The 5,542-nt window shown below is 60.8% G+C and carries 5 protein-coding genes and 1 pseudogene; 2 read left to right on the forward strand and 4 right to left on the reverse strand.

Annotated features, from left to right (window positions below; genetic code table 11):
- Together QN358_RS18520 and QN358_RS18525 are read right to left on the reverse strand one after the other, a co-directional pair.
- Positions 1 to 309 (reverse strand): annotated as a pseudogene (locus tag QN358_RS18520) (catalase-peroxidase); the annotation flags it as partial.
- A gap of 700 nt (positions 310 to 1,009) precedes the next feature.
- On the reverse strand, positions 1,010 to 1,558 hold the full coding sequence (locus QN358_RS18525) for a DUF6578 domain-containing protein (RefSeq protein ID WP_323513234.1): 549 nt from the start codon (positions 1,556 to 1,558) through the stop codon (positions 1,010 to 1,012).
- 181 nt (positions 1,559 to 1,739) lie between these two features.
- On the opposite strand from QN358_RS18525, the gene QN358_RS18530 reads away from it, so the two are divergent.
- A complete protein-coding gene (locus QN358_RS18530; RefSeq protein ID WP_323513235.1) occupies positions 1,740 to 1,994 on the forward strand; it encodes a hypothetical protein in 255 nt (84 codons plus the stop codon).
- A gap of 124 nt (positions 1,995 to 2,118) precedes the next feature.
- Here QN358_RS18530 and QN358_RS18535 read toward each other — a convergent pair whose 3' ends face one another.
- A complete protein-coding gene (locus tag QN358_RS18535) occupies positions 2,119 to 3,813 on the reverse strand; it encodes a CocE/NonD family hydrolase (RefSeq protein ID WP_323513236.1) in 1,695 nt (564 codons plus the stop codon).
- Positions 3,814 to 3,876: 63 nt separating this feature from the next.
- Between QN358_RS18535 and QN358_RS18540 the strand changes: the two genes are divergently transcribed.
- The gene (locus QN358_RS18540; protein WP_323513237.1) at positions 3,877 to 4,533 is read left to right on the forward strand and encodes a helix-turn-helix domain-containing protein; all 657 of its coding nucleotides are present in this window, start codon (positions 3,877 to 3,879) and stop codon (positions 4,531 to 4,533) included.
- Between the two features lie 418 nt (positions 4,534 to 4,951).
- Here the strand turns inward: QN358_RS18540 and QN358_RS18545 are convergent, their stop codons facing one another.
- Positions 4,952 to 5,203: a hypothetical protein gene (locus QN358_RS18545; RefSeq protein WP_323513238.1), complete on the reverse strand. Its 252-nt coding sequence runs from the start codon at positions 5,201 to 5,203 to the stop codon at positions 4,952 to 4,954.
- Positions 5,204 to 5,542: the final 339 nt, after the last annotated feature.

Here is a 5,542-nt window from a genome sequence, read left to right on the forward strand (position 1 = left end):
GATCATCTGTGGGCCGTAGTTGCCGTAGTCCGCCGGCCACCAGTCGACCGATGTGGTGAGCAGACGCTTGATGTCCGACTTGAGCGTCGTGAGGTCGATCGTGGCGAAAGCCGCCGCGTAGTCGAAGTCCGCGCCGAGCGGGTCGGCGTCTACGCCGTTCCGGTGGAGAAGCTCAACCCGGAGACGCTGCGGGTACCAACTGTCCAGGGTCGGGGACTGACCGAAGGTGCCACCGAGGTGGTCGCCACCTGCTGGCAGCGCACCGCTCATGTGGAAACTGCATGTATTGGTCTGGTCGTCAGTGCCCATTGATGCTCCCTGTGTGCTTCAGCTGGATGAGAAACGGTGTCGTCGAGGTCACAATTTAACGATCAACCGCCGCATCGCAGCAGCGTCAATCTGTGGTGCCGCGATGCTTCGACGCCGCGGTGAGGCGATGCGTCGCGGGCTGCCGACGTGACGGGGAGCCCGATGGAGAGATTGTAATCCCGCAAGGTGCGCATAGCATGCCAAGAAAGTGACTGACTTCTAGACGGCGGTGGTGCGGTGGCCGAGCGCACGACGGCCAAACCAAATAAAGCCCTGTGAGCTGCTACGAAGATCTCGGACAGTGGGCCCTCTTAAAATGAGGGTTCATCCGAAAGCTGGAACACCATGTCCCAATCGCGTCAAGTGATGGGATGCGTGCGTTTCTGATCGTCGCCGGCGTCGTGCTCATCGGAATCTTCGTTACCCTTCTGGGCCGCTGGTTCTTCAAACGCGAGAACCCTGCGGGTCCGAGGGGACGTTGATGACCCGTCCCATTTTTGAAGAGGGGCATTCCACATGGGCTGCCCCTCTGTTTTGTCTATCCACAGGTAGGTGTCGCGCTCCGCTTCGCGGCACTCGATTTGGGCAGTGGGCCCATTCTTGCCTCGGACGCTGACCGCCGCTAACCCGATGAATGTCGGTCTTACTGCCCATCCCGCAAGCGGAACGGCTACCGCGACAGGAGAAAGCGCCGAAACCCCTACTCACGCACGCGGACTATCCAGCCGACGACCTCTCCGTGATGACCACGCGACTGGCGAAAGCTCAGCACACTGTGCTGCTCAGCGCCCCCTGTTTCCGGCACCAGTCCACCGCGTTCCTCTGGATCCTTCGACGGGTGGTACACAACAGAGATCTGATCGATTCGGGCAACGCGACCGGACAGCTGCGTCCAATCCGACGGGTCGGAAGGGTCACGGACGGCGCCGGCATAAGTGTCGAGCTGTAAGGGGATCGATCGGCGGCCGGCAAACAGGCGGGAAACCCAGTTCTGGTCCATGGGCACCAGCGACCAGTCGACGCGTTGGTCAAGTGCAACGTCCAAACCGTCCTCGGCAACCTGCCATTCCGTGAACCACACATCGGTATCGCTCGGTTCCTGGCTCGGAACGATGTCTTCCGGCTCGGCCGCCTCCACGTCCACCCGATCGATTGGCTCATAGGAGACGACGTAGCGCACATCAACACCCGTGTCGGGCTTGCTCCCCTTATTCGAAACAGGCATCAGCTTGCTTCCAAGATCCTTCATGGCACCAGACTAGGAACCCCCTGGCCTCATTGCAACCTTCCGACCCGCCGCCTCAATAACGTCAGAACATGTCAGAAACAGGTGCCCGCAAGCCGAACCTCTATGAAAATCAACATAGTGTCATCATCGTCCTCGTCGACTGATTCGGTCACGACCTCGAGCCCTCCATCCTCATCGGCGGATGGGCGCCTTGCGAGTCGGCGGGGGGATCAGCCTCGACATCGACCTGCCCTACGAATCCCAACTCGGCGGCAAACTATGCCTCAATGTGGAGGTACTCGCCGAATATCCTGACGAGCTCTTGTTCGAGAAATGGACCCTGCTGCGGCTTGAGGCTCACATCGCGACCAAGATGGCGGCGCTCCTGAAGCTCGACTGCGTCGACCCGGCGCTTGCGGCGGAGGTTCTCGCTCGTGCCGCTACCGTCGACATTTAGGAGCTGCCCACCATGATCGGCGGGGTGTTCAACCTGACGGCCAGGATCGTGAGACTGTCGAAAGTCGACCAGAAGCGTGTGCCCGCGGCCCTGAAGCCGACCCGGCGAATTGGCTGGGCAAACTTCACTGACGAGCTGGGATGACGGGGACACTCAATGTGGCTGGCATGTCCGCGCTCCAATGGACGGTGCATCTTCCGGTGCCGCTCGGGCGGTAGTGGGCAGGAAAGTGGCCGAAAAGCGGGTTTCGGGGTTCGAGATACCGACCCGCGATTAATAGTCGCAGCGAGTCGCCGGCCCGGAAGAGAGTCGAAGACGCTGTCAGTGGGATCTGTAACTCAACCGGATCGTTGCCCAGGGGCTCGGACTCACGGAATCCATGCTCCGGCCGGTGTGTCGCCGACAGCGCAGCATCCAGTTTTCGGAGCGAAAGGCGTAGCTGACCCGCCGCGAGGCGATCGCGACCGTACCCATACGACCCTTCGAACGGAACGTACTCTGCGCCGCTCCACTTCTCGACACCGACGAACAGGCTCGCGTCGGTCGCGCCCGCTATCGATGCCCAGAGCCGCACGGCCATAGGGCCGGTGATCTCGGTATCTTTAGTGAAGCCGATGGTGAAGCTCGCGGCGTTCCGCTTCAGATCGAAGCTCACCGAACCGTCGTGGCCCGGGGCATCACGCAACTGTCCCGCTTCGGAGAGATGCAAGCAGCGCCACTGAGTACGAGCGAGAGGCCATTCCTGTTCACTGCGCACCTGGGTGATCACGTCTCGTCGCTCGCGCACTTCAAGACGCACCGGCGGGATTGGTGCGCCTTTCGTGCCCTTGAGATGGCGATCGAGGAACTCCAGCTGCGCCGCACCCGCCTCGGCGCTGTAGAACGTCGCCCACTTCGGACCGCGATGGATATAGACATGCTTGTCGCGGGAGCTGGCCCGATCAAACGCTCGCATCGAGCCCACGCTGTGCAGGTTGCCGTCAGAGAAGCTTGCACACACCAACATCGGCACCTCGATGCCGGCGAGATTGGGTGTAATCGCGTCCCACCACTCGTCACGCAATGGATGCATCGGACGCTCCGCTCCGATGTCCTCCGACAGTCGAACTGCCAGTTTGGTACCGAACTGCCAGATCAGGCTGAACCCGTCTTCGACAATTCCGCCCGGGGTCATCAGATCCCGGTAGGCATCGGTGAACCCTTCCCAGGGGCAGATCGCCTTCAGATGAGGAGGATGCAGCGCTGCGGCTTTGTACTGGGAGATCGCGAGGTACGAGACTCCGAGCATGCCTACGTTGCCGTTTGACCAAGGCTGGGTGCCTGCCCACTCGATGATCTCGTAGATGTCTTGCGCTTCCTGGTCAGAGAGCAGAGCCCCGACACCCTCGGACTTTCCTGCGCCACGGGTGTCGGCATTGAGCACGACATAGCCGTGCCGCGTCCACCACACCGGGTCGGGTGCTTCCCAACCAGTCTCGCTCGACAAGCGCAACGGCTGGGTCTGGTTCATCAAGCGATACTGGGGGCTCGGAGACCAGCCCCACCACCTGCGTTTCGGGAGCACGTCCTTGCCATACGGATGCGCAGAGAGGATCACCGGGAACGGGCCATCTCCCGGCGGCCGATAGACGTTCACCCGAAGCACGACACCATCAGGCATCGTGACGCTGATGTTCGCATCCTTGACCAGCTCGGCCGGTGCCCCATACACAGTGACCGCCGGCCGCAGGATGTTCCGCACCCGAGTGCGCGCGTAAGCGGCCGCACCGGGGCGGCGCCAAGGATGATCAGGGTTGACAGGCATCTGCTCTCCGCGCATGATTTTGATTGCTATTCAAATGCATTAGAGCGCCACTCTATAGCGTCGGATATGCTCGTGTCTATGAGCCAGAAACAGCCAGGCGAAAAGAGCCGCCAACAGGTGGTGGGAGCGGCATCCCGGCGGGAAACCAAGCAACGTCTGCTTGACGCGGCTGTCAGTGAATTCGAGTCACACGGCTACACCGCGACACCAGTGAGCCGAATCGCCGCGACTGCCGGGGTGACCGTGCAGACCCTCTATCTCGCGTGGGGCAGCAAGCGAGCACTGCTACGCGCCTATCTGGAGTCCACGCTCGCCGACGGCTCGCATGCCCCAGGGGACGTCGCCTCAAGATTCTTGGATCAAAGCCCCGAACACCTCGTCACCCAACTCGCAACTGTTTTCGTCGAGACTGCGAGCAGATCCGCCACCGGCTGGAAACTCTATCGAGAGGCCGCGCTCACGGACAGCGAGATCGCAGCCGAATGGGCAGAACTGCAGTCACTGCGCCGAACGACCTATCGAGGCATCCTTGGGCTCATCGGAGAAACTGCTCTTCGGCCAGGGCTCACCGCAGAGACAGCAACCACTACAGCATGGGCGATCGCCAGCCCCGAGACTTTCGAGCTCCTCGTGCGCCAACACAACTACTCCTCCGAGAAATACCTCGAGTGGCTGAGCGACACCCTACGATCAGCCCTAATTGGCCCCGCCATCAGCAGCATCACGCTCTCCTAGGTTACAAACGCGGGCAAGCCGTGGGCAATAACCCTGAAAATCCGGTGATGTACATTTCAAGTGTGGGCGACCCGACTTGATAACCCGCTATGTTCCGAGGAGGTGGCCATGTTAATTCTCGAGGGTGGGTTTGGTGGGCATACGCGATGCTCGCAGTTGTCGCTGCGGTCCTCATCGCCGCCAGCGCGACGCTCAGGGAAACTATCGATGAGCCTTGGGCAAAGCCCCTCAGCGAAGTGTTGCAGATCTCAACGATCTTCATCGGCGGGATGGGATCATCAGTCATCCAAAAGCGAAGCCGACGCCTCCTCGCGCCCAAAGACGATTGAGATGAAAGCCCACTGATTCTCGTTGGCGTTGCGACCTCAGGGGACCGTCACCGCTGCACGCTCTGCCACCAGCCGGGCCGTTGTGCCTTCTACAGTTGACCCCAGCCAAAATTGGTTTCGGATATCCAGTCGGGAAGGTCTTTATAGAAGCCAGAGGTATTTTCTTCGTCCGTGATCGGCTCGACCAGCGGCTCGAACAACGTCCCGCCGTGGACCTCAAAAAACAGCGTCCAGTCGTACTTTCCGATTGGAATGTCGCCTGTCTGGGGTGAGCCGTCCGGAAATTCACGAATTGAAACGTTGACGGTGCCCAGTTCTTCGCTCGTCAGAAGGTCGCGCATGACAGGCATGGAGACGCGCGAGGTATGACGTCCCGGAAGTAATCCTCCAACGTGCGCACCGCCTCATCCTGCCAAGTACGAGAAAACCCCGCTAGAGCGAAAGGGCATTCCGAAAGACGGACGCTGAACGGACACTCCCCCGTCGTTACTGGGATCGACGGCACGTTTCGGCGCAGGGTGCCCGTATAGGTGCCCCGTGAGGAATTCGCGCTCAGGTACGTCATACGCGACACCAGTTCGACGCTGTAGACCGTCTCGGAAGTCATGGGTTGCGAGGCAAGTAATCGGGGCACGCAGAAGCCGGCAAGACTAGCGAAATCCAGCGTGCGGTGGTGGATT

It is taken from the genome of Subtercola sp. RTI3, from assembly GCF_035018625.1.
Lineage (GTDB): Bacteria > Actinomycetota > Actinomycetes > Actinomycetales > Microbacteriaceae > Subtercola > Subtercola vilae.

Coding starts and splice junctions, on each gene's coding strand:
- QN358_RS18525 (WP_323513234.1), bottom strand. CDS start 1,558: ATGAAGGATCTTGGAAGCAAGCTGATGCCTGTTTCGAATAAGGGGAGC.
- QN358_RS18530 (WP_323513235.1), top strand. CDS start 1,740: ATGGGCGCCTTGCGAGTCGGCGGGGGGATCAGCCTCGACATCGACCTG.
- QN358_RS18535 (WP_323513236.1), bottom strand. CDS start 3,813: ATGCGCGGAGAGCAGATGCCTGTCAACCCTGATCATCCTTGGCGCCGC.
- QN358_RS18540 (WP_323513237.1), top strand. CDS start 3,877: ATGAGCCAGAAACAGCCAGGCGAAAAGAGCCGCCAACAGGTGGTGGGA.
- QN358_RS18545 (WP_323513238.1), bottom strand. CDS start 5,203: ATGCGCGACCTTCTGACGAGCGAAGAACTGGGCACCGTCAACGTTTCA.